31 protein-coding genes and 1 pseudogene are annotated in these 24409 nt (G+C 58.4%); 27 read left to right on the plus strand and 5 right to left on the minus strand.

The features are described 5' to 3' along the window. Positions 1-11: 11 nt before the first annotated feature. From ACVWVP_RS14900 to ACVWVP_RS14960, 13 genes are all read left to right on the plus strand, one after another. The gene (locus ACVWVP_RS14900; protein ID WP_008431834.1) at positions 12-980 is read left to right on the plus strand and encodes a major capsid protein; all 969 of its coding nucleotides are present in this window, start codon (positions 12-14) and stop codon (positions 978-980) included. 49 nt (positions 981-1029) lie between these two features. After that, a complete protein-coding gene (locus tag ACVWVP_RS14905; RefSeq protein WP_457406821.1) occupies positions 1030-1605 on the plus strand; it encodes a hypothetical protein in 576 nt (191 codons plus the stop codon). 57 nt (positions 1606-1662) lie between these two features. Next, positions 1663-2166 (plus strand): DnaT-like ssDNA-binding protein, encoded by a 504-nt coding sequence (locus ACVWVP_RS14910; protein ID WP_457406824.1) that lies wholly within the window; start codon positions 1663-1665, stop codon positions 2164-2166. A 17-nt stretch (positions 2167-2183) separates the two neighbouring features. Continuing rightward, entirely contained in the window at positions 2184-2555 is a 372-nt protein-coding gene (locus ACVWVP_RS14915) for a hypothetical protein (protein ID WP_457406826.1), read from the plus strand. Continuing rightward, positions 2552-3148: a hypothetical protein gene (locus tag ACVWVP_RS14920; protein ID WP_457406828.1), complete on the plus strand. Its 597-nt coding sequence runs from the start codon at positions 2552-2554 to the stop codon at positions 3146-3148. The genes ACVWVP_RS14915 and ACVWVP_RS14920 overlap by 4 nt, the downstream gene beginning before the upstream one ends. Beyond that, complete coding sequence (locus tag ACVWVP_RS14925) at positions 3145-3561, plus strand: phage tail terminator-like protein (RefSeq protein WP_457406830.1); 417 nt, start codon at positions 3145-3147, stop codon at positions 3559-3561. Before ACVWVP_RS14920 ends, ACVWVP_RS14925 begins: the two co-directional genes overlap by 4 nt. A 72-nt stretch (positions 3562-3633) precedes the next feature. Then, positions 3634-4290 (plus strand): phage tail protein, encoded by a 657-nt coding sequence (locus ACVWVP_RS14930; RefSeq protein WP_457406832.1) that lies wholly within the window; start codon positions 3634-3636, stop codon positions 4288-4290. A gap of 3 nt (positions 4291-4293) precedes the next feature. Continuing rightward, positions 4294-4674, plus strand: a complete 381-nt coding sequence (locus ACVWVP_RS14935; protein ID WP_457406833.1) for a phage tail assembly chaperone — start codon at positions 4294-4296, stop codon at positions 4672-4674. 47 nt (positions 4675-4721) lie between these two features. Further along, on the plus strand, positions 4722-4994 hold the full coding sequence (locus ACVWVP_RS14940; protein ID WP_457406930.1) for a DUF1799 domain-containing protein: 273 nt from the start codon (positions 4722-4724) through the stop codon (positions 4992-4994). A gap of 27 nt (positions 4995-5021) precedes the next feature. Further along, on the plus strand, positions 5022-8102 hold the full coding sequence (locus ACVWVP_RS14945; RefSeq protein ID WP_457406836.1) for a phage tail tape measure protein: 3081 nt from the start codon (positions 5022-5024) through the stop codon (positions 8100-8102). Beyond that, the gene (locus tag ACVWVP_RS14950) at positions 8102-8440 is read left to right on the plus strand and encodes a phage tail protein (RefSeq protein WP_099491173.1); all 339 of its coding nucleotides are present in this window, start codon (positions 8102-8104) and stop codon (positions 8438-8440) included. Before ACVWVP_RS14945 ends, ACVWVP_RS14950 begins: the two co-directional genes overlap by 1 nt. A gap of 11 nt (positions 8441-8451) precedes the next feature. Further along, positions 8452-9204 (plus strand): phage minor tail protein L, encoded by a 753-nt coding sequence (locus ACVWVP_RS14955; RefSeq protein WP_457406838.1) that lies wholly within the window; start codon positions 8452-8454, stop codon positions 9202-9204. Positions 9205-9206: 2 nt separating this feature from the next. Next, positions 9207-9962 (plus strand): C40 family peptidase, encoded by a 756-nt coding sequence (locus tag ACVWVP_RS14960; RefSeq protein WP_457406840.1) that lies wholly within the window; start codon positions 9207-9209, stop codon positions 9960-9962. Between the two features lie 25 nt (positions 9963-9987). Here ACVWVP_RS14960 and ACVWVP_RS14965 read toward each other — a convergent pair whose 3' ends face one another. Further along, positions 9988-10485 (minus strand): hypothetical protein, encoded by a 498-nt coding sequence (locus tag ACVWVP_RS14965; protein ID WP_457406843.1) that lies wholly within the window; start codon positions 10483-10485, stop codon positions 9988-9990. 148 nt (positions 10486-10633) lie between these two features. Between ACVWVP_RS14965 and ACVWVP_RS14970 the strand changes: the two genes are divergently transcribed. The 11 genes from ACVWVP_RS14970 to ACVWVP_RS15020 all read left to right on the plus strand — a co-directional run bounded on the left by ACVWVP_RS14970 (position 10634) and on the right by ACVWVP_RS15020 (position 20111). Beyond that, positions 10634-10987, plus strand: coding sequence for a hypothetical protein (locus tag ACVWVP_RS14970; protein ID WP_457406844.1), 354 nt, complete (start codon positions 10634-10636; stop codon positions 10985-10987). 2 nt (positions 10988-10989) lie between these two features. Continuing rightward, positions 10990-11412: a hypothetical protein gene (locus ACVWVP_RS14975; protein ID WP_457406933.1), complete on the plus strand. Its 423-nt coding sequence runs from the start codon at positions 10990-10992 to the stop codon at positions 11410-11412. 55 nt (positions 11413-11467) lie between these two features. Beyond that, positions 11468-12061, plus strand: coding sequence for a tail assembly protein (locus ACVWVP_RS14980; protein ID WP_457406847.1), 594 nt, complete (start codon positions 11468-11470; stop codon positions 12059-12061). A 59-nt stretch (positions 12062-12120) separates the two neighbouring features. Next, complete coding sequence (locus ACVWVP_RS14985; protein WP_457406849.1) at positions 12121-15690, plus strand: host specificity protein J; 3570 nt, start codon at positions 12121-12123, stop codon at positions 15688-15690. Continuing rightward, on the plus strand, positions 15687-16031 hold the full coding sequence (locus ACVWVP_RS14990) for a hypothetical protein (RefSeq protein WP_457406851.1): 345 nt from the start codon (positions 15687-15689) through the stop codon (positions 16029-16031). The genes ACVWVP_RS14985 and ACVWVP_RS14990 overlap by 4 nt, the downstream gene beginning before the upstream one ends. Continuing rightward, complete coding sequence (locus ACVWVP_RS14995; RefSeq protein WP_457406854.1) at positions 16032-16661, plus strand: hypothetical protein; 630 nt, start codon at positions 16032-16034, stop codon at positions 16659-16661. Between the two features lie 8 nt (positions 16662-16669). Next, positions 16670-18037 (plus strand): hypothetical protein, encoded by a 1368-nt coding sequence (locus ACVWVP_RS15000; RefSeq protein WP_457406857.1) that lies wholly within the window; start codon positions 16670-16672, stop codon positions 18035-18037. Then, a complete protein-coding gene (locus tag ACVWVP_RS15005; protein WP_457406859.1) occupies positions 18034-18402 on the plus strand; it encodes a hypothetical protein in 369 nt (122 codons plus the stop codon). The genes ACVWVP_RS15000 and ACVWVP_RS15005 overlap by 4 nt, the downstream gene beginning before the upstream one ends. A gap of 58 nt (positions 18403-18460) precedes the next feature. Then, positions 18461-18892 (plus strand): lysozyme, encoded by a 432-nt coding sequence (locus ACVWVP_RS15010; protein WP_457406862.1) that lies wholly within the window; start codon positions 18461-18463, stop codon positions 18890-18892. Beyond that, complete coding sequence (locus ACVWVP_RS15015) at positions 18889-19392, plus strand: lysis system i-spanin subunit Rz (RefSeq protein WP_457406863.1); 504 nt, start codon at positions 18889-18891, stop codon at positions 19390-19392. Before ACVWVP_RS15010 ends, ACVWVP_RS15015 begins: the two co-directional genes overlap by 4 nt. Before the next feature lie 167 nt (positions 19393-19559). After that, on the plus strand, positions 19560-20111 hold the full coding sequence (locus tag ACVWVP_RS15020) for a hypothetical protein (RefSeq protein ID WP_457406866.1): 552 nt from the start codon (positions 19560-19562) through the stop codon (positions 20109-20111). Here ACVWVP_RS15020 and ACVWVP_RS15025 read toward each other — a convergent pair. Both ACVWVP_RS15025 and ACVWVP_RS15030 read right to left on the minus strand, forming a co-directional pair. Continuing rightward, a complete protein-coding gene (locus ACVWVP_RS15025) occupies positions 20095-20796 on the minus strand; it encodes an SOS response-associated peptidase family protein (RefSeq protein ID WP_457406868.1) in 702 nt (233 codons plus the stop codon). The two genes, ACVWVP_RS15020 and ACVWVP_RS15025, sit on opposite strands and share 17 nt — an antisense overlap. A 28-nt stretch (positions 20797-20824) precedes the next feature. Continuing rightward, positions 20825-21187 (minus strand): hypothetical protein, encoded by a 363-nt coding sequence (locus ACVWVP_RS15030; protein ID WP_457406870.1) that lies wholly within the window; start codon positions 21185-21187, stop codon positions 20825-20827. Positions 21188-21580: 393 nt separating this feature from the next. Here ACVWVP_RS15030 and ACVWVP_RS15035 point away from each other — a divergent pair, with 393 nt between their 5' ends. The 3 genes from ACVWVP_RS15035 (at position 21581) to ACVWVP_RS15045 (ending at position 23232) form a co-directional block, all read left to right on the plus strand. Further along, entirely contained in the window at positions 21581-22372 is a 792-nt protein-coding gene (locus ACVWVP_RS15035; RefSeq protein ID WP_259173515.1) for a LexA family transcriptional regulator, read from the plus strand. A gap of 344 nt (positions 22373-22716) precedes the next feature. Next, positions 22717-22905, plus strand: coding sequence for a Com family DNA-binding transcriptional regulator (locus ACVWVP_RS15040; protein ID WP_457406872.1), 189 nt, complete (start codon positions 22717-22719; stop codon positions 22903-22905). Between the two features lie 6 nt (positions 22906-22911). Next, on the plus strand, positions 22912-23232 hold the full coding sequence (locus ACVWVP_RS15045) for a hypothetical protein (protein WP_178925211.1): 321 nt from the start codon (positions 22912-22914) through the stop codon (positions 23230-23232). A 223-nt stretch (positions 23233-23455) separates the two neighbouring features. On the opposite strand, the gene ACVWVP_RS15050 is transcribed toward ACVWVP_RS15045, so the two are convergent. Continuing rightward, positions 23456-24289 (minus strand): CmcJ/NvfI family oxidoreductase, encoded by an 834-nt coding sequence (locus ACVWVP_RS15050; protein WP_457406876.1) that lies wholly within the window; start codon positions 24287-24289, stop codon positions 23456-23458. 10 nt (positions 24290-24299) lie between these two features. Next, a pseudogene (locus ACVWVP_RS15055) lies at positions 24300-24398 on the minus strand (glucose 1-dehydrogenase); the annotation flags it as partial. Positions 24399-24409 lie beyond the last annotated feature (11 nt).

The raw sequence follows: 24409 nt of genomic DNA on the forward strand, positions 1-24409 counted from the left end.
GGAAATAACTCATGTCCCTGTCGCAAATGCAGGTTTTCAACGAATACATCATGCCGGCGACTCTCGAGACGCTGGATCAGTATCTCGCCGCTTTCAACGCCGCAAGCCGCGGTGCAATCGTGCTGTCTCCGGACGGTTTCACTGGTGACTTTCTCCAAGAGTCGTTCTTCCAGACCCTGGCCGCTGCCCAGCGCCGCGTGGATCGCTACAGCGCGAACGCTGCCGTCGCTGCAACTGATCTGACCGAGCTTAAGAACACTTCGGTGAAGGTCGCTGGTGGCTTCGGTCCAATCCGTTACGAGCCGTCGCAGATGACCTGGCTGGAGCGCCCAACCGCGCAAGGCATCGAAGTTGCCAGCCGCGCGTTTGCTGAAATCCTGCTGAAGGACCAGCTGAACACCGCGATCGCTGCACTGGTTGCGGCAATCACCGCTCAGGCCGCCGCGGTCAACGATGTGTCGGCTACCGCTGGCATCACCTACGCCGGCCTGAACAACGCTCATGCGAAGTTCGGCGACGCAAGCCAGAACCTGGTCACCCAGGTGATGCAGGGCACGAGCTATCACAAGTTGGTCGGCCAGAACCTGGCGAACCAGCAGCAGCTGTTCCAGGCGGGCAACGTCCGCGTGGTGGACATCCTCGGCAAGATCTCCGTTGTGACGGATGCCCCGGCGCTGATGCAGGCCGGCACCCCGAACAAGGAAATCATCCTGTCCTTGGTGCAAGGCGCTGCGCTGGTCCATGACGGCCGCGACATCATCAGCAACGTCCAGACCACCAACGGCAAAGAGCGTATCGAAACCACGCTGCAAACCGACTACACCTTCGGCCTGGGCCTCAAGGGTTACACCTGGGACACCACCACCGGCGGCAAGTCGCCAACCGACGCCGAACTGGCGACCGGTACCAACTGGGACAAGACCGCCACCAGCATCAAGCACACCGCCGGTGTGGCTCTGATCGGTGACGCCTCCAAGTAACCCTGAAAGCTGAGTCGGGCCCAGTGCCCGGCTTGGCGAGGACATGATCATGAGCGACAAGAACATCTGGTATCTGCCTGGTCCATTCCACCAGTACCAGGAAGACGTGAAGGCGCTTGCCAAGGCGAATGGCCTGCGCATTGTCGACGCAAGTGTTACCGAAAGCCGCGAAGATGCTGCCGAAGACGTGCCTGACGTGACGGTCAAAGAAGTGCCGACGATTCTGCTGATCGATGGTGGCAACTCCAACGTCAGTATCGATGCCTTCCGTGCCGAACTCGAATCTGTCGGCCTGATCGTCGAGTCATTCGCCGGTCAAGAGCTGGCCCGCCCGGATGGCGAGCTTGGTCCTGTCGCCAATCGCCTGTTCCAGGTATTCGAGGCGGTGAACGCCGGGGTGGAAAGCCTCATCCTTGAGCGTGACGGCGAAGCTGAAAAGGCAAAGGCTTTGCAGCAGCAGGTGGACAGCCTGCTCGAGCGGCTCGATAAATCGGGCCTGGCCGATGCCGAAGCGAAGGAAGTCGCCGGGCTGAAGGCCAGGCTGGATGACGCGAAGGTGCCGTATCGGGCCAACGCCTCCAAAGAATCCCTGGAAAAGCTCGTAGCTGAGCTGCCCAAGGAGTAATACTTGGCTGCCGGGCATCCGGTGGCCAAGCTTCAAACCATTCCAGCGAGTTGACGCATGACACTCATTATCGAGGACGGCACAGGCAAGCCCGACGCCGAAAGCTACGCGAGCGCCGAGGACCTGGCCATGTACGCCGTGAAGTTCGGCGTGGTCATCCCGGCAGAAGTGCCGGCACAGGAAGCGCTGCTGCGTCGGGCTGCCTTGGCGATGGATGGCATGGTCTGGAAAGGGCGCAAGACAAACAGTGATCAGGCCCTGTCCTGGCCGCGTCGGGGCGTCGAGCTGGATTATCAAATAAAGCCTGACAACTACCTGCCGGCGCGGATTCAGTACGGGCAGATGGCCTTGGCTGCCGAGATCCATCAGGACGACATCGACCCGGTGGAGAAGCGCAAAGGCGCGGTGCTGCTGGATCGTGTTGAGGGGGCGGTGACGCGGCAGTACGCTGCGATCCCGTCCACCAGCAACCGACTGCTGCCGGCGGCTCCAGATCGGCCGAGTGCTACGCAGTTTGCCGACTACCTTCAAAAGCGCGGGCTATTCGCAATCCGCGCATAGCTTCAACGGAGACCACCATGGCCACCTTCTACGACGAAATGGCCGTGATGGCTCTGGAGATGATCACAGAGTTCGGCCAGGCAGTGAACATCAGCAAGACGGAGACGGGCGAGTACGACCCGGAGACGGGCGGGGAAGCGCCGGGCGCAACCGTCGAGCAAATCGCCCAAGGCATCCTGCTTGACTTCACCGGCCAAGAATTCCAAAACAACAGCCTTATCCGGCAGGGCGACAAGAAGCTCAAAATCGCCGCGCAGGGCTTGGTCTGGGTGCCGGGCCTGCTCGACAAAGTCGTGGCCCAGGGCCGCACCTGGTCAATCGTCCCACCGCTGAAAGAGGTGAACCCCGCCGGCACGCCGATCCTGTACGAGCTGCAGGTCCGGTCGTGAGCCGGGCAGGCGCCGGACAGTCCGGCAGCTTCGCCCTGAGCCTGGCCGAGTTCGCCGCGCAGACCGGTGAAGCCATCGATGCCAGCGTGCGTGAAATCATCATCGAGGTCGGCAGCAGCCTGATACGGATGTCCCCCGTTGGCAATCCGGAGATCTGGGCGCAGAACGCCGTTGCGACCCAGTACAACAAGGCCGTTGACGATCACAACAGTGCGCTGCGCAGCGACCCGGCCAACCTCACGAAGGGCGGCAGGCTCAAGAAGGGCCGCAAGCTCAACGACGGCATGGACATCAAGGCGCCTGAAGGCTACGTCGGCGGCCGGTTCCGTGCGAACTGGCACATCTCGCTCGGCGTGGTCGAGAACGTCACCTTTGACGAGGTAGACCCGAGCGGCGCCGAAACCACTGCCGCGCTGGTCGCCGCAATGAGCGACTTCACCGCAGGCCAGATGGCCTACATCGTAAACAACTTGCCCTACGCGATCCCGCTGGAGTTTGGCCATAGTTCGCAATCGCCAAACGGAATGGTCCGGGTAACCGTGGCTCGCTTCCAGCAGATCGTGCTGGAGGCCATCAGGAACAACCAGGTATGACTCACGCAATCATCGCTTCGATTTACGAGGCCAGGCTGATCACCTGGAACGCTGGCAGGGGAGAAAAGCTCAAGATCGTTTTTGAGAACACGGCCTACACGCCGGCGGCGGGCGAAACTTACCTGAGGGCCTTCACGATCCCGGGCGACACCGCGAGCAACACGCTCGGCGGCGATCACCGACTGTACACCGGCGTGTTTCAGGTCAGCATTGTCGCGCCGGCGGCAACCGGTAAAACCAAGACGAACCCCATTGCGGCCGAACTGACCGACCTGTTCCCGCTTTACGCGCGAGACACGAAGGGCGCCGTCACCGTGGTCACCATGTCGCCAGTTGACCCGGGGCCGGGTATCACTGGCGATTCTGCTTACACCGTGTCGGTATCGTTCACCTACCGGGCTGACACCAACTAATTACGCCCATTGGGCAAACCCAGAACCCGCCACTGAGCGGGTTCTGTCATTTCTGAAAAGAGGAAAATCCCCATGGGCTACAAACTCCCGAACGGCGGCACCTTCCAGCACGCTGCAACCTACGCGGCCGCTCTGGCCTTCGCCTCCATCACCAACGCCACCGAAGCCGTTGCCACCGTAGTCGGCGCCACTCTTTCAGCCGGCGATATCGTCCTGCTGGCCTCCGGCTGGAGCAAGCTGGATAGCAAAGTGGTGCGTGTGAAAGCCGCGACCGCCACGGCAATCACACTGGAAGGCATCGACACCACCGACACCCAAATCTTTCCCGCCGGCGGCGGCGCGGGCACGATGCGCAAGATTCTGACCTGGGTGCAGATCCCGCAGATCTCCGACGTTGCCTTCTCCGGCGGCGAGCAGAACTACTTGGATGTGGTGTTCCTTGAGGATGACCAGGGCAAACAGATCCCCACTGATAAATCGGCAGCAAGCATGGTGCTGACAATCGCTGACGACCCGGCCCAGGCGTTCAACGGTGTGCTGCTGAAGGCGGACGCCGGCAAGCAGATCGAAGCGGCACGTCTGAACCTACCCGGTAACGACATGCTGTTGTACGGCACCTACACGTCGTTCTCCAAGCAGCCGGCAGTCTCTCGCAACAACCTGTTGACGCGCACCGTCAACCTGGCGCTGCAGGCTGAGCCGACCCGTTACCTGACTGCGGTGGCGTAACCCATGGCAAAGATCAGAATCGCCCAAAACCCGACGTTCAAGGCCTTTGTGTCGATCCCTATCGTTGGGGGTGAGCCCGAGAAAATCGAGTTCACCTTCAAGTATCGGGATCGCCCGGGGCTTGCCGCTCTGTTTGACGAGTGGAACCTCAAGCGCGAGGAAACTCGGATCGCCTTGGGCGAAAGCCCGACTCTTTCCGAGATCGTTACCGCTGACACTGAGCAGCAGTCGCAGCAGATCAAGGACCTGGTGGTCGGCTGGGGCTTCGATGACAAGTTCGACGACAAAAGCATTCGAGCGTTGGTGACGTCCTGCCATGGCGCTACTGAGGCAGTCGTGATTGCTTACCAGAACGCGTTCAATCAGGCCCGCCTGGGAAACTGACTGACGCCGCCCGCGCACTCTACGCGCCGGCGGCACCTGCTGAACTGATCGGTCTGTTTGGGCTTTCCCCGGGCGACCTTGAAGAGGTGACCGAGGTCTGGCCCTGCAACTGGTCGGCGTTCTACCTGTTCAACAGGATGTCGACTCAGTGGCGGGCAGGCGCCGGCGGCGCGATCGGCCTCGACTACAACTGCATCCGCGACGTGGCCGGATTCCTCGGCATCAAGAAAAAGAAACTCGCTGAAATCTTCCCTGACCTGCAGGTGCTGGAAGGCGAGGCCCTGCGCGTCATGGCGGAGGAAAGGGAAAACAGCCCGTAACCACGGGCAATTATTCAAGGTGAGTCGATGAACATTGCAGAGCTCGGCGTCAAGATCGACTCGGCCGATGCAATCCAGGCGAAAACAAGCCTGGATGAAATGGCGAAGGCTGGGGGTCGGGCCGAGCAGTCCGCCGTTTCGCTGATGAACGAAATGCAGGCTCTGGAAAAGTCGCTGTCCACCAGCGCAAAGACCACCCAGGACCTGGCAAAGCAGCGTGACGCGCTGGCGAAGCTGACCAAGACCGGCGCCTATGGCGAGGCCGAGGCGGCGAAGATCTCCGCTCAGCTCGACAAACAGCAGGTGGCCTTGGCCAAGTCTGCGATGGACGAGCAGAAGGCGCTGAACAGCCTGCTGGGCGCTATTGACCCGGCCCGCGCGGCGCTGGCGAAGCTGGACACGCAGGTCGAGCAGCTGGGCAAGCACCTGGACGCCGGCCGCATCAGCCAGGATCAGTACAATACTGCCTTGAGCAAGATCGACAAGGACTATGCCAAGCTCGAAAAGACCACCACCGGTTTCGACAAGCTCCGGCTCGGCACCCGGCAGGCGCAGGAAAACGTTGTGCAGTTGGGTAATGCCCTTTCCTCGGGAGACTGGGGGAGCGGCGTGCGTGCTGTTGCTCAGCTTGGTGCTGGCGCTGGTGCGTCGGCAAGTTCGCTGCTGGCAATGGTCGCGCCGATTGGCTTGGTAGCTGCTGCTATCGGTGGACTGGCATACGCCTACTACAGCGGCAACAAAGAAACGGATGCGTTCAACAAGGCGCTAATTCTGACTGGCAACTTTGCGGGGACCAGTTCGGCCCAGCTGAGTGACATGTCGCGCCAGGTGTCAGCCGTTGTTGGCACTACAGGGGCTGCAGCTGATGTATTGGCCACCCTGGCGGCAAGCGGAAAGCTCGCTAGCGGCAGTTTCGTGGGTATAGCCGAGGCGGCCTTGTCCATGGAGAAGGCCACCGGTAAGTCAATCGAGGCGACTGTCGCCGAATTCGTCAAGATTGCTGACGACCCGGTAGCAGCAGCCAAATCGTTGAACGAGCAGTATCACTTCCTTACTGCTTCGGTTTACTCGCAGATTGTCGCGCTCAAAAACCAGGGCGACGAGATCGGGGCTACCAAGCTTCTGACTGACACCTACGCCGACACTGTGCAGAAAAGGTCTCGCCAGGTGATCGAGAACCTGAGCCTTTGGGAGAGAGCTTGGCTGGGTATCAAGAGCGCTGCGAGCGGTGCTCTGGATGGAATCAGCGATGTAGGCCGGAAGAAGAGCTACAACGACCAGATCAAGGAGCTGCAGACCAAACTCACCGGTTCTGATGCGTTCGACGTTGGTGGTACGCGGATGAACGCTCGAGAGGTGAGCCCGAAGGCTCGCGCTGAGATTCAAGCTCAGATCAACTTCCTAACGCTGCAGCGCGATGCGGATGACGCTCGCATCAAGTACTTCGACGACGAGGCCAAAGCCCAGCAGAAAGCCATTGTCTCCGGAGAAAAAGTCGACGCCCTCACCAAGTCCTCATGGACGAATGAGCAGAAGCGCACTGATGCGATCAAGGAGTACAGGCGACAGCTCGAAGATATTCGCAAGGTAGCGCCCAATGATCCGCGCCTAGCCCAGGCGGCGGTAGAAAAAAACATCGCGAATATCAACGACAAGTTCAAGGATTCAAAAGCGCCCGGCACCCAAGTTGATCTGACCAGCTTCAACAACGCCAAGAACGACCTGGCGGCGATCACCGACACCTACAAAAACTACCAGAAGGAATTGGAGGCGGCGCAGAAGGCAGGCTTACTGTCCGAGGAGGACTACCTGCTTCGGCGCCAAGCTCTGATCGGCAACCAACTCGACCAAACGACAGAGGCCTACAAGGCCGAGATCGCCGCGCTGGAAGCCGCCAAGGGCAAGAAGACAACGTCGGCCGCGCAAAGCATCCAGCTGGACCAGAAGATCGCCGACGCGCGCGCAGGGATGGTCAAGGCGCAGAAGGATGCCGATAGCCAGCTGGAGGTTCTCGCGACCAACGAGACCGGCCGCTTAGCCAAGCAGGAACGGGCGATCAGCACTTACGTGCAGGCGCTGGGGCAGCAACAGCGGGCCTTGGAGTTGGCAGGCCAGCGCGCAGTTATCGGCGTGGGGCAGGGCGATCGTCAGAACGCCCTCAGCGGCGAGCTGAACAGCCAGCAAGACCGGTTTGCTCAGCAGTCGTTGGAACTCGCCAATCAGAAGTCTGATCCGTCGCGGAACATGTCTGAGGAAGAGTTCAAGCGTAAATCGCAGGCGCTCGCGGACGCGAACAAGGCGGCTACCGACCAGATCCGGCAGAACTACGCGGATGTGGAGGCCGCCCAGGGCGACTGGACCAATGGCGCAACCTCTGCCTGGGCGAACTATCTGGATTCTGCGAGGAACATTGCCGGCCAAACCAAAACCTTGTTCGGTAACGCCTTCAGCTCTATGGAGGATGCCGTCGTCAACTTTGCCATGACTGGAAAACTGTCGTTTGCTGACTTCGCCAAATCGATTCTTGCGGACATGGCGCGCATTGCCACGCGGCAGGCAAGCTCATCGTTGCTTAGCAGTCTATTCGGCGCTGGCTTGAGTTACTTCGGAGGTGGAGGAGGCGGTAATGGTCTGGCGGCTGGTTCCGCTGGTGCGGTGTCGTCGAATCTCGGCGCCTCTCAAGCGGGATACTCCAGCACCTACTTTCCGCAAGCGCTGGGCGGGGCTTGGTCCAGCGGCGTGCAGATGTTTGCAGACGGCGGCGCATTCACCAACTCGATCGTCAGCAAGCCCACAGCGTTCGGCATGGCCAATGGCAAGACCGGCGTCATGGGTGAAGCTGGTGAGGAAGCAATCATGCCGCTGACCCGGACATCGAGCGGCAAGCTTGGGGTTATGGCCATGGGCGGCGGCGGGGCTGGCGGAACGCAGATCAATGTCGAGGTGCATATCGATGGCGACGGCAACGCTACCTCCTCGGCTGATGCACCTGGCTATGACCTCTTCGGCAAGGAGCTGGCGACGTTCGTAGAGCAGAAATACCAGGAACTGCGATCGAGGGACATGCGCCAGGGCGGCGTCATCAACAACGCAATCAAGGGGCGATGATGGCTATCGAACGATTCACCTGGGCGACGGAGAAAGGCGCGGAGGGCGACATCGCCCAGCGCGTTCGCTCTAAGCAGTTCGGCGATGGATACGAACAGTCGGTAGAGGACGGCCTCAACAACCGGTCGCAATCCTGGCCCGTGACCTTTACGGGCTTGAAGGGGCGCATCAAAGACATCATGGACTTCCTGGACCGCCACAAGGGGGCGAAGGGTTTCCTCTGGGAACCGCCCCTGGGCGAGCTTGGCCTATACAAGTGCAATGGCTACAAGCCCGTGCACCGCGGCGGCCAGGTCTACGCGATCACCGCCACATTTCAGCAAACCTTTCACCCCTGAGATAACCGCCCATGGCACTGATCACGGACATCCAGAAACTGGAGCCCGGCGGCGAGATTCGCCTGTTTGAAATTGACGGGACGGAGTACGGCGCCGATTACCTGCGCTTCCACGGTCACACCATCCCACACACGCCAGAGGAATTGCTGGCCTATGAGGGCTCGGAAGAGGACCTGCCCGCCAAGTCGATTATCTGGCAAGGCGAGGAGTACGCAGCCTGGCCGGTGCAGATCGAGGGAATTTCCTCGAGTAGTGACGGCACCGCCTCTCGGCCGACTTTCGCCGCCGGCAACGTCAACGGGCGCGTGACGGCGCTGTGCCTGGCCTTCGAGGATATGCTCAAGTTCAAGCTCACGGTCCGTGATACGCTGGCCCAGTACCTGGACGCGGCGAACTACCCTGACGGTAATCCATCCGCTGACCCGACTCAGGAGGCGTTGGAGATCTGGTACATCGACCAGAAAACCAGCGAGGACGGCGAGGCGGTGGTCTGGGAGCTGTCCTCACCGGGTGAGATCGATAACCACGGTTTGCCCGGCCGGCAGATGACTACCTTCTGCCACTGGGCCATGACCAATGGCTACCGTGGGCCGGACTGCGGCTACACCGGCGCGGCCATGTTCGACGACGAGGACAACCCTACGGATGACCCGGCGCTTGACCAGTGCAAGGGCTGTCTGTCGTCCTGCAAGTTGCGGTTCGGCGAGAACAACGAACTGTCCTTCGGCGGGTTCCCCGCCGTTTCCCTGATTGCCCGGAGCTGACCATGCGCAAGCACATCATCGCTTCGATCCAGGCGCACGCATCGGCCCAGTATCCGAAAGAGTGTTGCGGCCTGCTGCTGGCCATCGGTCGAAAGCAGAAGTATTTCCCGTGCAGGAACATCGCCACTGAGCCGAACGAAGAGTTCCGCCTCGATCCCGAGGACTACGCTGCGGCGGAAGACCTGGGCGAGGTGATCGGCATTGTTCATTCACACCCAGACGCCACCAGCCGGCCGTCACCGCACGACCTGGCCATGTGCGAGGCCACGGCCTTGCCCTGGCACATCCTGTCTTGGCCGGAGGGCGACATGCGCACGATCACGCCCACGGGCAGCACGCCGCTGCTCAAGCGCCCGTTTGTGCATGGGGCCTGGGATTGCTGGCAGGTTTGCGCAGATTGGTATGAGCGGGAATGGGGGCAGGAGTTTGAATCCTTCCAGCGCACCGATGGCTGGTGGGAGAGTGCGGAGAACGCCAGCCTATACGAGCAGCACTACGAGGCTGCCGGGTTTGTACGCGTCGACCGTCCCCAGCGCGGTGACATGATCGTTATGCAGGTTGGCCGGACAGTTCACCCGAACCACGCTGGCATTTACCTTGGCACTGATCCGTCGCTGCCTGGTGAGGATTCAGTTGCGTTCGGCCCAGGCCCTTTCCTGCTGCATCACCTGTACGGCAGGCCGTCCGAGATCATCGTTTACGGCGGTCCATGGCATGACCGAACACGCCTGATTCTCCGGCACAAAAAAACAAGCTAGAGAACTAATGCGAGCCCAAAAATTTTCACGTGTCGCTTGGTTTCATAGCTGCACAACGCCTAACCTGTGTTGCAAGGGCGGCCACGATTGCGCTGTCATCGGAGCCATCTAGATTTTTAGATTGCTTCATATAGTTATCGTAAATGGCATCGTCCAGATAGGCGAATGCTTGGATTTTAAGTTTTGATGTTAATTTTGATGCTGCATTCTGCACCTCAATATTTCTATCTTTCGATGTGATAACGGCGTCTCCAAGGTTTTTGTACAGTGTCTTTGCCTCGCTGCAGTACTGCGTGCGCACTTCGAGAGTTCTGGTTCGTAAGAAGAGGTCTTTTTCTTGTTCTGATTTTACATGCTCTAGTGCTATCAAGTTATCCTGCTTCAGCTTTTCCACTGAAAGCAAGTGCTCTTGTTTTGTGTTTTCTAAGTCGGTATTGGATTTGTTGTTCGAGTAAGTGGAATAGCCGGTTGCTAGGGATGTGGCGACTACAGACACGATTGCGACCCAGTTGGAACTACTCATTGTTTATTTTACATCCATGGAGTAAAAAGGCACGAATGATAGCGAAAGGCCATGGGTGACGCACCTCTTAAATCCAATTTTCATTATGCCGAATTCATCCTTGAGTCTCGCAGTGCTACAGTCCCGCCAAACCAAAAGAGGGAACGACATGCGGATTTTTACGGCCTCGGGATTGGTGATTGGCATGGGGCTATCTCCAATTGCTTTGTCAGGTACTGAAGATGGTGCTCCTGCGTCTACTGGTCGCTGTGATGCGGTCGCGCTAAGGGCTGAAAAAATCATGCTTGGCAGGCAGGTAAAATTGCCTCCCGCGACCATAGAGTCTGAAGACGAAAAGATAGATTCGAGTGAGCGCGCAAAAGCGTTAAGGAATAACCTGATGACCACTTCAGCTTTCTATCCAATTGAGACGTCGCCGAATGCAAAGGCCGCTGCGGCAAGAAAATTTGGGGATTACTACAAAGAGGATTGTTTGGTTCGAAACCGCTGGAGTGAAGAGTGATCATGCGAATTTTGATAGCGGCGGTAGCGATGGCAGCGCTGGCGGGGTGCGCCTCATCTGCGATCTCGGTGCGGGATGCGAAGCCAGTCCCGTCGGACGAGGTCTATGCGTTCCAGACTAAGCCAGCCGGCGAGAGCGGAAAAATCACCGTGGTGCGCGACTCAGGTGCGGTCGGTTCTGGCTGCGACATCGTTGTTTATGTCGACGGTCGAAGGGCAGCAAAGATCGGAACTGGGCAGCGGGCCACATTCTACCTTCCGCCGGGGTCGACCAACCTCGGCGCAGGCCTGGCTGACTCTGGCTTGTGCGCGGGCGCTGCAATTCGAACCATCGCAGCAACAGTGCAGCCAGGCAAGGAAAGCCTCTATCGTATCAGCGGTGACATGGCTGGGTTCTACATAGGGCCTTATGTCGATTACAAATGAGTCAAGAAAACCTTGAAGCCGCCTCCGGGCGGTTTTTTATTGCCCGGAGATAGTGATGCAGTCATCAGCAATCAGCTACCAACCCATGACGACAATACGCTTGCACGGGCAGCTCCGACAGTTCGGAAAGACCTTCAGGCTCGCGGTGAAATCGCCGGCGGAGGCGATCAAAGCACTATGCGTGCAGATCCCTGGATTCGAACGTTTCCTTTCGAATGCCAGGTCGCGCGGCCTTGAGTTCGCGGTGTTTCGCGATAAACGCAATATCGGGGAGAAGGAGCTGACCTACAACGGCTCAGGGGATATTCGCATTGCGCCGGTGGTAGTGGGCAGCAAGCGTGGTGGCGTTCTTCAAACGATTGTCGGCGCGATTCTGATCGTGGTCGGGGTTATCTTCTCCGCCACACCTTTCGGCACCCCGCTCATCGGCGCTGGTATCGGCCTCGTTGCCGGCGGTGTTATCCAGATGCTCAGCCCCCAGGCCGGCGGCCTGAAGACCAGCGCAGCGCCCGAGAACACCCCCGGTTACGCCTTCGGCAGCGCCAAGAACACTACTGCGTCGGGCAACCCGGTACCGCTCTGCATTGGCGAGCGCCGGTGGGGCGGCGCGATTATCAGCGCTGAGATCTACGCAGAAGATCGCATGTAACTATCACTTGCAGCACCGCAGCCGCCCATGAGGCGGCTTTTTATTGCCTGGAGAAAAGTATGGGCGCAGCACGCAAAATCGACGTTTATGGCGCCAAGGGCGGATCGGATAAGCCCAAAACACCTACTGAAGCGCCGGATAGCCTGCGCTCTGTCGCCATGGCAAAGATGCTGATCGCAGTGGGCGAGGGAGAGTTCGAAGGCACACCTACCGCGCGCGATATCTTCCTCGACAACACCCCGCTTCAAGACCCCCAAGGCAATATGAACTTCCCGAACGTTAAATGGGAGTGGCGCACCGGGGCGGTAGACCAAACCTATATCCAAGGCATCCCGTCCATCGCAAACGAAACAACGATCAGTACGGAGTTGCGCAGTGGCACGCCCTGGGTTCGAGCCATCACCAATACTCAGCTTTCTGCTGTGCGCGTGCGCTTTGCCTGGCCAGCCCTCCAATCGGTCGACTCGGGCGGGAACATCAACGGGTACACGATTGGCTACAAGGTCGAGTTGGCAACTGACGGCGGTACCTACCAGGAAGTGCTGAATGAGGCCGTGTCCGGAAAGACTACAAGCGTCTACGAGCGCACGCGCCGCATCGATTTGCCGAGGGCGAGTTCAGGTTGGCTGATGCGGATCACTCGACTGACTGCGAACCAGAACAACAACAAAATCTCCGACACCATGCAGATTGCCGGCTTCACTGAGGTGATCGACGCGAAGATTCGATACCCTAACACCGCGCTGCTCTTCATTGAGTTCTCGGCAGAACAGTTCCGCAGCATCCCGGCCGTGACCGTGGGCTGCAAGGCTCGAAAGTGGTCGGTACCGAGCAACTATGACCCGGCATCGCGAACATACAGCGGTGTGTGGGACGGTACCTTCAAGGAGGCCTACACCAACAATCCGACTTGGGCGACGCTCGGCATCACCACGAACGACCGTTTCGGCCTGGGCCGTCGCATCAAGCCATGGATGGTGGACAAGTGGGAGCTGTACCGAATCTCGCAGTATTGCGACCAACTGGTGCCGGACGGGAAGGGTGGCCAGGAGCCGCGATTCATTTGCAATCTGAATCTGCAGAGCAAGGCCGACGCCTGGTCGCTGCTGCGTGATATCTCAGCCATCTACCGGGGCATGACTTACTGGGCACAGGGCCAGGTGTTCACCCTGGCGGATATGCCGCGCGCTACCGACTTCGACTTCGCCTACACCCGGGCGAATGTCATCGATGGCAAGTTCACCTACTCGAGCGCATCGGAGCGCACTCGCTACACCCGGGCGCTGATCAGCTACGACAACCCGCTGAACAACTTCGACACCGACGTCACAGCTGTGACCGATGCCAAGTTGCAGCGGCGCTATGGCGACAATCCGCTGGAGATCAGCGCTATTGGCTGCACCCGCGAATCCGAGGCCCAGCGCCGGGGCAAGTGGGCGCTGCTCACGAACTCCAAGGACAGAGCCGTTACCTTCAAGGTTGGCTTGGATGGCCGCATTCCGCTTCCAGGCTACGTGATTCCGATCGCGGATGAACTGCTTGCAGGCCGGCCGGTGGGCGGGCGTATCTCTGCGGTGAATGGCAAGGTCATCACGCTGGATCGCGACACCCAGGCCAAGCCGGGTGACCGACTGATCCTCAACCTGCCGGACGGCAAGTGCGAGGGCCGCACCGTGCAATTGGTCAGCGGCCGCCAAGTTACCGTAACCGTTGCCTACTCCGTGACGCCTGAGCGCGAACTGGTGTGGGCGCTGGATGCCGATGACCTTGCTATCCCGTTGTACCGCGTGGTCAGCGTGGCCCGCCCGGAGCCCGGCGTATTCGAGATATCGGCAGTCCAGTACGACCCGAGCAAGTTCGATCACATCGACACCGGCGCCCGGCTGGAGGAACGGCCAATCAGCGTTGTGCCGATCACCGTAGTTCCCGCTCCGGCGAGCGTCGACATCACGTCGAACTACTCCGTGGACCAGGGGCTGGCGATCAGTACCATGAACATCTCGTGGCCTGCCGTAGCTGGAGCGGTCGCCTATGACGTGGAGTGGCGCAAGGACAGCGGCAACTGGATCAAGCTGCAACGCACCGGTTCGACGAGCGAGGACGTCACCGGCATTTACTCGGGCGCCTATCTTGTGCGTGTTCGGTCGGTGAGCGCCTTCGAGATCTCTTCGATCTGGAAAAACTCCAACCTGACCAATCTGGAAGGGAAGGTCGGGTTGCCGCCTGCGGTGGCATTCCTGTCCACCACCAGCGAACTGTTCGGTATCGGCGTTCGGTGGGGTTTCCCGGCCGGTACCGAGGACACCCAGCGCACCGAGCTGTGGTATGGCCAGGCCAATGACCTCTCGGTGGCTACCAAGCTCGCCGACCTGGCATACCCCCAGGCGAACTACAGCATGCAGGCCCTCAAGGCCGGCGCGCAGTTCTTCTTCTGGGCTCGCCTGGTTGACCGCACCGGTAACGTGGGCCCGTTCTATCCTGTCGGCAACGGCGTGATGGGCATGGCCAGCGCAGATGCTGCTCCGGTGCTGGACCTGATTGCCGGGCAGATTGGGCGCACGGAGCTTGGCCAGGACATCAACGACGAGATCGACAAGATCCCAGGGCTGCAGGCGCAGCTTGACGCGCTTGACGGCCTATCGGCCTACAACCCTGAATCGGTCTACCTGGAAGGCGACCTGGTCGTGGTCGGTAAGCGGATCTACCAGGCCACCCAGTTGGTGCCGGTGGGTACCTCGCCGCCGAACGCCGATTACTGGGTGGACGTGGGCCAGGTGCTGGTCAACGCGAACGGTTTGGCGCGCCAGGTCGAGACCAACACTACCAGCATCACCGAGCTGGATGGCGTGGTGACAGCCCAGGCGTCTAGCCTTCAGGCCCTGCAGTCGGCGTACCGGGACGATAACGGCGAGGGTGACTTGGCTGACGCACTCCAGGGCTACAACGCGTCGGCGAGTTTTGCGCAGGAAGTGAAGACGCGCGCCTCGCAGAACGCTGCCATGGTGCAGCGCCAGACCGAACTCACCGCTGAGGTTGGCGAAGTCAGCGGCTCGGTAAGTGAGCTGGAAAGCGTTGTGGTCACCGATCGGGAAGCAACCGCTCAGGCCATCCAGCAGGTCAGGGCAGAGATTGGCGAAACTTCGGCCGCCGTTCAGGTCGTGAGTGAAGCCCAGGCCGACACCGACGGCAAGTTTAAAACTATGTACTCCGTGAAGATGCAGGTGAACGCCAACAACCAATTGGTTGCTGCTGGCTTTGGCCTGGGTATCGAGCAGGACGAAGAAGGTGTGCTTCAAAGCCAGTTTCTGGTCAGTGCTGATCGCTTCGCGATTGTCAGCACGCTTGCCGGCGGCCAGGTGTTCACGCCATTCACGGTGGAAAACGGACAGGTCTTCATGCGATCGGCATTCATCCAAGACGGCAGCATCACCATGCTGAAGATCGGCCAGGCCTTGCAGTCCGACGACTACGTCGCCGGGGTGAAAGGCTGGCGCCTAGATAAAGCTGGGAACCTGGAATTCAACGGGCCCGCGCCGGGCGGTGGGCGCCTGACGATGACCAATCGTGCGATCAAGGTCTACGACGAAAACAACGTTAAGCGGGTTCAACTCGGAGATCTGACAGCATGAGTTTCGGGATGAGGATTTGGGGGCCGACAGGGAAGTTGGAACTGGATGAAAACTCATTCACGGTCAGGATTGTTTACTCTGCTGTGGTGGCATTTATCACTGGCGGCAACCGGTACATCAATATTTCAATTCCTGGTATATCACCCACAACCCACTCGGCAGTTTGTATTCCAATCGGTGCCTACCCTCAAGACCCCAATGCTCAAAACAACTATGCAATCCAGTATGAGCCCGATGTTTACGTCGGTGGTGTGACTGTTTGGTTTGGCAATCGGGCCGCGCCGTTCAATGCCATTAACGGACTTGGGCCGCAGCGTCTTTTAGTTATGAAGGATAGGTAGATGACATATGGTTTGGAATTTACCAATAACAACGATGTGGTAACTCTTGATTCAGAATTTTCCCGGCTTGTTGTTCTGCAGTCGGGTCGGTACTCGGGAGGAGCCGCTTTTTCTCCTCCTATCACTACCCAAGAGCCGCCTCTCGTTTTTGTTCGTCCTGACGGCACCACAACGCTCCAATACACCACTATCAGTGGTGGGCCAGGCAATTGGACGGGCTTCTCGTTTGTGTCGTCGGGTGCGGGAAACTATTTCTGCGCCGCTTTCAAATCGAGAGAGCTGGCAACTTACGGGCTGAGGCTGTGGGACGGTACGGGTGGCCTTCTGTTTGATAGCGGTACGCCATGCGCACAGTTTACTAGGACTGTTAGAAGCTGGACTTATCTAGGGTCTAGTAGTACTGGCCAGGGCACTGTTTTGTCGAGCTGGACCGCATACTCACCGCTTGATACTGGCGACTACGTGATGATCAATAACATCGGAATGGACGTTGGTGGGAATTCCACCCGTGCCGCAAAGCTATATGTAGTCTGGAACTACGGAAATAATCGGTTGGAGCCTTACATTATCGGCGTGAACAACTCAACAAGCTTTTTTATTCCTATCGTATTTGCAAAGCCTATTTCTTAGGAGGGACTATGACTTGGTACAACACGGGAACGGTTACTGTCACTCCAGGCAGTAACGTTGTTATCGGCGTAGGGACCGCATTTATCCGAAACGCACGAGTGGGTGATGGTTTTCGCGGCCCCGACGGCGGTTGGTACGAGATCACCAACATTGCGAGCGATACGGCGCTGTCCATCACGCCAGCCTATGGCGCCCCTTCGGCGTATGCGGTTGCACCGCTTCAGGGGTACGTGAAGGATTCGGCCGACGCTTTGCGCGAGGCTACCAGGACCATTGCGGGCGGTATTGCCGACATGGAGGAGCAGGTGGCCGCTGCAACTGAGGCTGCTGAGTCAGCCGGTCAATCGAAGACAGTGGCCACCGAGCAAGCAACTTTTGCAACCGACGCCGCTGCTCTCTCCACAAGTAACAAGAACGCATCTCAGCAGGCCGCAGAGCAGAGCCAGAGCTCGGCCGGCGCTTCAGATGCTGCTGCAGTTCGCGCCGAGTCCGCTAGGGACTCTATCGTCCAATCAGAACAGGCCGCAGCGGATTCCGCAGAGGCTGCCGCCCAATCTGCCGAGCATGCAGAGCAAGCTGCAGCGAACAAAGCCAACAAGGGAGCAAACAGCGACATCACGTCTCTTTCCGGGTTGACTACCCCGCTGTCTGTGGCTCAGGGTGGCAACGGAGCCATTGCTCCCAAGGTAATCACAGATGCTAACGCCGCCCTGAACAATGGTCGATATGCAACGCCTGGCTCCGGATGGGTTGGAGAAGTGCTCCCGAGCCCGAATGCACGAGGTGACGGATATCTCACGCATGACAACTTTGGCGCAGATTATGCAGTCCAGACCTGGAAGAGCATTTATGCGGATGTGCTCCCTCGGACCCGCTGGAAGTTCGCAGGGACCTGGGGCTCGTGGGTCGAGCAGTCCCCCGGGGCGGCCTGGGGTGCTATATCGGGAACTCTTTCTAACCAAGCTGATTTAAAGGCGGCGCTTGATGGGAAGTTGGGCTCAACCCAGGCCGACTTCGCGATCGTTTACCCCAATGGAGGAAGTTCGGCAGCTCCTGCAACTGTCGCAACCAACGCGAGGTACATTACGGACAATCCATTTCCCGGGTTTCATGTGATGGTTCAAATAGATCTTCTTGTCGGTGGTGTATGGAGTGATCCGGGATGGGATGGTAATACGGGGTCCGGAGGTAGCACGTATGGGGCTATTGCTGCTCAATCTCTACCCTCGGATAAAGTGATTGTGCAGACAGGCACCAGCTCGGTCGCTACCGCAAGTAATTTGCTTGGTGGTGGTCACGGGATCACATCCACAACTCCCACTACTTCGGCGCCTTGTCGAGTCAAAGTGTGGAAGCTTAAAGGGGCGGTTACATGATCAGGTATTACTCAAAGGAGGGTTCAAACCTTGTTGAGGTTGATGAGACCGACAAAGGCCCCGATGAGGGATGGATTGAAATGTCAGGGCCAAGGCCTGACTCGGCGGACTACACCGCCCAGGCAGATGGCTCTTGGTCTATTACCCAGGAAACGATCAATGCCAAGTTGGTGCCTGTAGAAAATGCATGGCGAGAAGAACAGATGCCCCTGGCCCAGCAAAATGTAACAGCCATCGAGTATGGCGAAGCGGACATTCCTGGTACAGCGGGGCAGTGGCAGGCTTACTGGCTGGCATTGCGTAAGTGGACCGACACCAACCCGGACTTTCCCGACAGCAGCAAGCGCCCGGTCGCGCCCAGTTGACCCATAGCTAAATCCCAACACCCGCCATGAGCGGGTATTTTTTTGCCTGGAGAAAAGCATGCGCACATCGCAAAAGGGCTTGAGCCTCATCAAGTCGTTCGAAGGACTACGCCTCAAGTCCTACCAAGATTCGGTTGGCGTCTGGACCATCGGTTACGGCGCCACTCGCGGAATCACTGCCGGTATGACGATCACCAGCGAGCAGGCCGAGCGGATGCTGGTGAACGACATAGGGCGGTTTGAGCCTGAGATAGAACGCCTGGTAAAGGTCCCATTAAATCAGGCGCAGTGGGATGCGCTCATGAGCTTCACCTACAATCTGGGCGGCGCCAACCTAGGTTCGTCGACGCTGCTGAAACTGCTGAATGCCGGGAACTACGCCAGCGCGGCCGAGCAGTTTCAGCGCTGGAACAAGGCCGGTGGCCAGGTTCTGGCCGGCTTGACCAAGCGCCGCCTGGCCGAGCGGGCGATGTTTCTGGGGGCGGCATGAGCCCCGGGCAGATCCTGGCCGCCATCCTGCTGGCGATGGTAATCACCGCCGCTGGCACCTGGCAGGTGCAAGACTGGCGCATGGGCAATCAGCTCGCCGAGCAGGCCGGCCTGCACAAGGATGACCTTGCAGCAATCAGCAATGCCGCAGCAGCCCAGGACCGCAGCGAGCAGGCCAATCGCCTGGCCATAGAGCAGAAGCTCGCCGCCCAGGACCAACAGCACACACGAGAACTTTCCGATGCCCAACGTAACCAGGCTGCTCTGCGCGATCGCCTTGCCACTGCTGATGTGCGGCTGTCAGTCCTTCTCGACGCCACGGATACAGGCAGTGGCTGCAAAGTGCCTGCCACCGCCGGCGCCGTCGGCGTGGTTCATGCAGCCCGTCGAGCCCAACTTGACCCAGCGCATGCTCAACGAATTATCGCCATCACCGGCGACGGCGACCAAGGACTGATCGCTCTGCGGGCGTGCCAGGCATATGTCCGAGCGCTTCGCTGAACTTCGTTTACCGCTTGAATGGTGTCACACTTAGCGGCGGCCAGGGATGACCATATGCATTAAGCAAGGCTAGATCCGTTGGCGCGCTGGTGATAACTAACTGCTCATCCCGAGAGTCTGAGTAATCAGTTTGATGAACAAGTAGCCGCTATCAAGGAGTTGGATTGATGCACGTAATTAGTTTCAGTGCTGTTGAGGAGAATCTTTTTTTATTGCAGCAGATTGCTCATGGGAGTTACTCAACAGCAAAAAGCCTACATGATAATTTTAGCGTCATCAGCCCTAGCCTCGTTGAGCAGACTGGGCTGGAGATGGAGATGCTAAGCCATCAGGATTTCGTCAAATATTTCGTAGGGGACTACCTGATTCAATGCGCCACCAAGACGAGAATAATTCAGGATACCTATAATTTTACGATAGATAATGGTGATGAAGGAGTTTATTGCCCCGACGCCGAAGCCTACGACAGATATCCGAGTGTTGCTCATTCTCCTACTGAGGGCGTAAAGCTATCAATGCGTGAAATATGCAATAAAATAATTCACGCGAAAAGATTGGAGTTTGAATTTGTTGAAAGCCAAGATTATGGGTTCCTTTATTGGAGTGGTATGTGCCGCTTGTTTGGTGAACTGCGTGGTAAGCCTTGGCAATTGAACTTGGACGTAAAAGTCTGGGTGTTGGCCATGAGGCACTATTACGAAGTTATTCGTCATCTGTAATTAGATTGCCGATGGGAAAAATTAGGTCGGATCCTTGATTTCGGGTGTTGCCAATTTCCTTTCTAATCTTGAACCAAGCGAAAGCCTTGGATGACTCACCTTGAAGTAGCACCATCTGCTCAGCGCGCTCCTTGGGCGTGGCAGGGTCCAACCATTCCCGTGCCAAGTCCGGCGTTAGCACCACCGGGCGCCGGTCGTGGATGTCCACCATGCCGCCGGCGCTGTCGGCGGTGATTATCACGAAGCCGTCATGCTCGCCCGGGCCTTCATCGGCATCGGGTAGCTGGCCAATGGCTGCGCACAGCACGGGCGCGCCATCCCGCCGGCGGATCAGGTAGGGCTGCTTCTTCGGGCCGCCTTCATCGACCCATTCAAACCAGTTATCGACGGGCGCAATTGCCCGGTGTGGCCAGATCGCCCGGAAGAAAGGGCCGTGGGCGACCTTCTCGACGCGTGCGTTGATCGGCGCGGCACGGTCCTTGGCCCAGTGCGGTCGCCATCCCCAGCGCACCGGGTCGGCGTGCAGAAGGTCGCCCTGCAGGTGGAGCAGGGCGACTTGAGTTGTCGGTGCCACGTTGTAGCGCTCAAGGGGCTGATCACCCACGGAGTTTGCCAAGGCATTGGGCATGCTCAACGCCGCAACGAAATCATGGATGCCCCGATACTGTGAAAGTCTTCCGCACATAATCCTTCCCTCTAAGCGTCATTTGAGCCTAGCTGGCACTGGGGGGTTGAGCTTTACGAATCTCGCTCAGGAGCCGCTGGTTCTCTCTGAACAGGTGGTCGCGCTGCTCGGCGACTAGTTGAAGGCTGTAGTTCTTGGCGCCCAAATCTGAAGTAGCCAGGTTGAGCCTGGTCACTTCGGACAGCGCTTTCTTGAGTTCAGCCTCCGCAGACGCTTTGCCGGTGGACAGTTCGTCGCTGAGCTGCACCAGGCCGGCAACGTTGGCGCGTGCTTTCTTGAGCATCGCCAGGGCCTGGGTTAGCTCATCCTCGAGCAGGGCGCACTGGTGCTTGTACATTTCCAGGGGCGTAGGGCATCCAAGCCACGCTGAGGTGTCTTCGTCGATGTTCATGGTGTGAAAACTCAAATACTGTATGCGCATACAGTAATCGAGGTGTATCTGATTTGGGAGTGGTGTTCGTCGGCAGGACGCCGGGGAGGGTGCGTGACTTTTGCGTGACACTCTCACGCACTTGTAAGCTCTTGTGGGCATTCGATTGCAGCGAGCGCCAATAAAAACAGCCACTTAACAAGGTCTTACAGATGTACTGCGTGCATGGGGTGCTAGGGGTCGAGTGTTCGAATCACTCCGTCCCGACCATTATTCCTGAGTAAAGTCAGACATTTGAGCCGATCAACTAGATCGGCTTTTTTGTGCCTGCGCGAAACTCGCGAAAAACGCAAAAGCTGATTGGGCGGGTACTTGGAGATGGCTAACTATTTCCATTGGGAATATTCTTGCTGAATGACGAACGACAGACGCCAATTGCTGGACTGGGAGCGCGATGAGTGCGCAGCTTTGAAAAAGGCCCTTGCGGACTACAATTCCGCACGCGCAAAGGACAAGCGCCTCACCCAGGACGAGATAGCCCATGCGGTAGGGATGAGCCAGGGAACGCTGGGCAGCCATCTCAATGGGCACCGACCATTATCCCAAAAACTTGCGGTTTCCATGGCGCAAATGCTCGGCATCCCAATTGGGTGTTTCAGTAAGCGGATCGAAGCCGACATAGGCCGAATGGCCTCTGCCGTTGGCATCAACTCGACAATCGCCGGCGCGAATGTAGACGAGCGCATTCCACCGCGCGGCTTTGACCTCGCTGGTGACGAGAGCTACACCGGCGTGCTGCAACTGAGCGCTCGCGGATCAACCGGTGGCGGCGATGACAACTCGCACGTCGAGATACGTGGTGTGCTGGCTTTCAAGACAGAATGGTTGCGCGCCAACAACCTCAACCAGCGGCATCTGGACGTGATCTACGCCAGCGGCCACAGCATGGAGCCGACCATCAATGATGGTGACGTATTGCTGATTGATGAGTCGAAGATCGAGCCAAAGGACGGCCAAGTCTTTGCCATGCAGAGCGTTTCCAAGGGGACGATCGTAAAGCGCTTGGTGCGGTCCGACGTTGACGGCTGGATTATCCGCAGTGATAACCCTGACAAGACGCGCTACGGCGACGAGGCGCTGCGTGACGGGGAGATAAATGAAATTCGTATCATTGGGCGCGTGGTCTGGCGCGGCGGCGTGCTTTAGTTACCTGAATGCCTTTGCAAGCCTCATCCAGCTCACCAAGCCCGGCCCAGTGCCGGGCTTCTTGTTTCTGCTTGCCACGGCTTCACCCGCAAGCTTGCCACTGAGTGTTTTTTTATCTCCTTGGGAAATAAAATCTCCAATGGAGTTGACATCAATACTTCCATAGGAGATATTTACTCCATCGCCGGGTAACAACCGGCCAGACAGTAGGCAGCGACGAACCGGCCTCCGCGAGCACCGTCCGGTCCTGGAATTTTTGGCTTCCTACACTGACTTGAGCCTCACCCAATGCGAGGTTTGTGATTGCCCACGGAAAGGGCGGTTCAGCAAAAAGGAGTTTGCTGATGTTGAAAGAGTTCAGATGCGGCAACTGCAAAAGACTGCTCGCCCGTACGGGTGGGTTTACAGAGCTCCAGATCAAGTGCACCCGATGCGGGACCTTGAATCATGTGAAGGCCACGAGCCTCGAGCAATCGCCTTTGAGCGACAGCAAAGCGGAATTCTCCGCGACCAATCATTCGACTCAAAGGTAAATAATCATGGAACAATTGAAAGTAGGTGCAAAATTCATCAACTACGACGGCTTCGTTGAGCCTGTTCGTCCAATTATCACACCGGCAGAAAATACCACCGGCATCGTGCTGCGAACCTGCTACGCCTACGGCGGGAAAATGCTTACCGGCACGGTAACTCCCGTTCCAACTAATGGCGAGTTTACGGCGTTCCCGATTGTGTTCCTTGGCTTGGGCAGCCCGTCGGGCGAAGTTGTCATTCCGGCAGGTCAAGGTCTTTGGTGGGCGCCGGTCGAAGGGGGGTTCAGTCCCTCTTACGCCTACACCACCTATGACGATCTTGCCTGATTGAACGGGTCTTAAAGAGGGTTTTGCCCTCTTTGGCCACCCCTAAGGCCCAGCTCAGTGCTGGGCCTTACCTATTCAGAGCCTCTGCAAAGCAGGGGCTTTTTCGTCTCCAGCGCCAGAAAAGGCCTGATCTGCCGACGTATCAGCGCGGGCGAGGCGTTCTGCCTGGGAGCCGCTCAGGTGTTTGGCCCGTTCCCGCGTCGACCAAATGTCACCGCCCCAATCACGCGTCGAAGAACACCAGCGCTCTTACCTCGATACTTCGCCGTGGTGGTGCACCATCTGGCGTTGTGGGGTCGTCAAACGCCGTGTGTGCGCTCAACCTCGCCACATCCTGCTGCGAATCATGGATCTTCAACAGCAATGCTTCATCAGGTCGCAATTGCGGGTAGTAATACCAACGATGTGCCGGGTTGGCCTTGACTGAAAACGTCTCGCCGACCTTGTCGCGATACACCAGGTCACTGGGCAACAGGTCACTCGCCGCCATGCTGCGTGCGTCGCACAACGCCAGCGGGGTGCTCAAAACCGGCGTTCCGATCGGTCGCCATACATTAATAATCGCAAACCGCTTGAGCAGCCGCTGCTGCGCTTCATCGCTGGGCAGGTGGTCATGCACTCGGCGAACGGCCGAGCGTTCGGTCTGGTCGTTGTGCACGTACCGCACGGGTTCGCGCAGCCCGCGTGCTTCTCGACCTGGGTTATCCACGCGAATCGTATGATCGAAAATCACCACCTTCACGGCACCCGTCTGCTGCTTGAGCAGGGCTTCGGTTTCTGGGTAGTACAGCAGGCGCACTTGTTCATCATCTTCCAGGTTGGCGACGGCGCTGATGTGATCAACTTTCTCGAAGCCGTTGCGATTGATATGGGCCGGTTCAGCCAGCAGCCGCGCGTTATGGATCGTCACCTGGGTGGGATCAAGCACACCGCTGCGTTGGGCGACGCCTTCGGGCGGGGGATAGGTGTAGTTCACCGGACGTTCTCCGGTGTCCAGCAGGTAATTGAGCACGCCGCGCACCGAAGCGGGGGCGAGCTGAGTCTGATGGGTTCCCATAAAACCACCTCTTTATGCGGTCGCCGTCGATCGAGCCATCGATGACAAAATGAGCGACATGGACATTTTCAGGGCCGAACTTCCTCGCGAAGGACTGCGCTACCGAACGCTACCCAGTCC

Source organism: Pseudomonas sp. TE24901, from assembly GCF_054058375.1.

Excerpts from the sequence above, each read along its gene's own strand:
- ACVWVP_RS14900 (WP_008431834.1), top strand. The coding sequence starts at position 12 with ATGTCCCTGTCGCAAATGCAGGTTTTCAACGAATACATCATGCCGGCG.
- ACVWVP_RS14905 (WP_457406821.1), top strand. The coding sequence starts at position 1,030 with ATGAGCGACAAGAACATCTGGTATCTGCCTGGTCCATTCCACCAGTAC.
- ACVWVP_RS14910 (WP_457406824.1), top strand. The coding sequence starts at position 1,663 with ATGACACTCATTATCGAGGACGGCACAGGCAAGCCCGACGCCGAAAGC.
- ACVWVP_RS14915 (WP_457406826.1), top strand. The coding sequence starts at position 2,184 with ATGGCCACCTTCTACGACGAAATGGCCGTGATGGCTCTGGAGATGATC.
- ACVWVP_RS14925 (WP_457406830.1), top strand. The coding sequence starts at position 3,145 with ATGACTCACGCAATCATCGCTTCGATTTACGAGGCCAGGCTGATCACC.
- ACVWVP_RS14930 (WP_457406832.1), top strand. The coding sequence starts at position 3,634 with ATGGGCTACAAACTCCCGAACGGCGGCACCTTCCAGCACGCTGCAACC.
- ACVWVP_RS14935 (WP_457406833.1), top strand. The coding sequence starts at position 4,294 with ATGGCAAAGATCAGAATCGCCCAAAACCCGACGTTCAAGGCCTTTGTG.
- ACVWVP_RS14945 (WP_457406836.1), top strand. The coding sequence starts at position 5,022 with ATGAACATTGCAGAGCTCGGCGTCAAGATCGACTCGGCCGATGCAATC.
- ACVWVP_RS14950 (WP_099491173.1), top strand. The coding sequence starts at position 8,102 with ATGGCTATCGAACGATTCACCTGGGCGACGGAGAAAGGCGCGGAGGGC.
- ACVWVP_RS14955 (WP_457406838.1), top strand. The coding sequence starts at position 8,452 with ATGGCACTGATCACGGACATCCAGAAACTGGAGCCCGGCGGCGAGATT.
- ACVWVP_RS14960 (WP_457406840.1), top strand. The coding sequence starts at position 9,207 with ATGCGCAAGCACATCATCGCTTCGATCCAGGCGCACGCATCGGCCCAG.
- ACVWVP_RS14965 (WP_457406843.1), bottom strand. The coding sequence starts at position 10,485 with ATGAGTAGTTCCAACTGGGTCGCAATCGTGTCTGTAGTCGCCACATCC.
- ACVWVP_RS14970 (WP_457406844.1), top strand. The coding sequence starts at position 10,634 with ATGCGGATTTTTACGGCCTCGGGATTGGTGATTGGCATGGGGCTATCT.
- ACVWVP_RS14975 (WP_457406933.1), top strand. The coding sequence starts at position 10,990 with ATGCGAATTTTGATAGCGGCGGTAGCGATGGCAGCGCTGGCGGGGTGC.
- ACVWVP_RS14980 (WP_457406847.1), top strand. The coding sequence starts at position 11,468 with ATGCAGTCATCAGCAATCAGCTACCAACCCATGACGACAATACGCTTG.
- ACVWVP_RS14985 (WP_457406849.1), top strand. The coding sequence starts at position 12,121 with ATGGGCGCAGCACGCAAAATCGACGTTTATGGCGCCAAGGGCGGATCG.
- ACVWVP_RS14990 (WP_457406851.1), top strand. The coding sequence starts at position 15,687 with ATGAGTTTCGGGATGAGGATTTGGGGGCCGACAGGGAAGTTGGAACTG.
- ACVWVP_RS14995 (WP_457406854.1), top strand. The coding sequence starts at position 16,032 with ATGACATATGGTTTGGAATTTACCAATAACAACGATGTGGTAACTCTT.
- ACVWVP_RS15000 (WP_457406857.1), top strand. The coding sequence starts at position 16,670 with ATGACTTGGTACAACACGGGAACGGTTACTGTCACTCCAGGCAGTAAC.
- ACVWVP_RS15005 (WP_457406859.1), top strand. The coding sequence starts at position 18,034 with ATGATCAGGTATTACTCAAAGGAGGGTTCAAACCTTGTTGAGGTTGAT.
- ACVWVP_RS15010 (WP_457406862.1), top strand. The coding sequence starts at position 18,461 with ATGCGCACATCGCAAAAGGGCTTGAGCCTCATCAAGTCGTTCGAAGGA.
- ACVWVP_RS15015 (WP_457406863.1), top strand. The coding sequence starts at position 18,889 with ATGAGCCCCGGGCAGATCCTGGCCGCCATCCTGCTGGCGATGGTAATC.
- ACVWVP_RS15020 (WP_457406866.1), top strand. The coding sequence starts at position 19,560 with ATGCACGTAATTAGTTTCAGTGCTGTTGAGGAGAATCTTTTTTTATTG.
- ACVWVP_RS15025 (WP_457406868.1), bottom strand. The coding sequence starts at position 20,796 with ATGTGCGGAAGACTTTCACAGTATCGGGGCATCCATGATTTCGTTGCG.
- ACVWVP_RS15030 (WP_457406870.1), bottom strand. The coding sequence starts at position 21,187 with ATGAACATCGACGAAGACACCTCAGCGTGGCTTGGATGCCCTACGCCC.
- ACVWVP_RS15035 (WP_259173515.1), top strand. The coding sequence starts at position 21,581 with ATGACGAACGACAGACGCCAATTGCTGGACTGGGAGCGCGATGAGTGC.
- ACVWVP_RS15040 (WP_457406872.1), top strand. The coding sequence starts at position 22,717 with ATGTTGAAAGAGTTCAGATGCGGCAACTGCAAAAGACTGCTCGCCCGT.
- ACVWVP_RS15045 (WP_178925211.1), top strand. The coding sequence starts at position 22,912 with ATGGAACAATTGAAAGTAGGTGCAAAATTCATCAACTACGACGGCTTC.
- ACVWVP_RS15050 (WP_457406876.1), bottom strand. The coding sequence starts at position 24,289 with ATGGGAACCCATCAGACTCAGCTCGCCCCCGCTTCGGTGCGCGGCGTG.